This is a genomic window from Legionella santicrucis (assembly GCF_001468135.1).
Lineage (GTDB): Bacteria > Pseudomonadota > Gammaproteobacteria > Legionellales > Legionellaceae > Legionella > Legionella santicrucis.
The window spans coordinates 151-1,123 of record NZ_LNYU01000080.1; the positions used below are offsets into that span (position 1 = coordinate 151).

A 973-nucleotide genomic window follows, 5' to 3' on the forward strand; every position below is an offset into this window, starting at 1 on the left:
GCAAAGACATCGGTGGCGGCACCGGCAAGGGCATTGGCGTTGGATTGATATTCATAAGAGCCATCGGCATGCAGGGTTAAGGTGCCGTAGGCCCCGTTGATGGTGGCGCCTACCCCGGTAGCGAGGGGGCTTGCGGTATTGCTCCCGGCTTGCACGCCCACCACGCTGGCGCCATCGGCGCCGGCCACATCATTGCTTAAGACGCCATTGGCTGCTGTGACGGTTAAGAGCGCGCCTTCGCTAAGGGGGCTTGCGGCATCGGCATGGGCGGTAGGGACGTCATCGACGATGGTGACGTTCAGGGTGCCGGTGGTGGTGTTGCCGTTGGCATCGGTCACCCTGTAGGTAAAGGATTCGCTTGCCGTATCAGCGCCATTATCGGCCGCAGGCGTTGTGGTGTAGGCTTGGGTTAAGGTGTAGGTGTAACTGCCGTTGGCATCGAGGTGGAGCAGGCCGTAATTCCCGCTGGCGGTGCTGCTGCCATCGGCCAAGCTGTAGGTGAGATCCCCCACGCCGCCGGAGGCATTGAGCTGGTTGTTGGCTGCGGTTTCGCCCGTGCTGGTTTGCCCCAGGCTGCCGGTGACCGTGCCTGCCGCCAAATCAGCGCCATCTTGTACGGTGTCTAAGGCATTTTCATAGACAACCGCCTCATTCGCGGCCGGGGCAACCAGCCCGCTGTCGCTGAGGTTGATGGTTAAGGTGGTGGTGGAGGTATCGCCATCGCCGTCTTGAATGGTGTAGACAAAGACATCGGTGGCCGCGCCGGCAAGGGCATTGGCGTTGGATTGATATTCATAAGAGCCATCGGCATGCAGGGTTAAGGTGCCGTAAGCACCGTTGATGGTGGTGCCTACCCCGGTAGCGAGGGGGCTTGCGGTATTGCTTCCGGCTTGCACGCCCACCACGCTGGCGCCATCGGCGCCGGCCACATCATTGCTTAAGACGCCATTGGCTGCCGTGACGGTTAAGAGCG

Annotated in this window: 1 protein-coding gene; it reads right to left on the reverse strand. The window is 61.4% G+C overall.

Going from position 1 to position 973, the window contains the following annotated elements; translation table 11 throughout:
• Positions 1-973, reverse strand: a 973-nt coding sequence (locus Lsan_RS13495; RefSeq protein ID WP_202814634.1) for an Ig-like domain-containing protein, incomplete at both ends; no start/stop codon positions are given.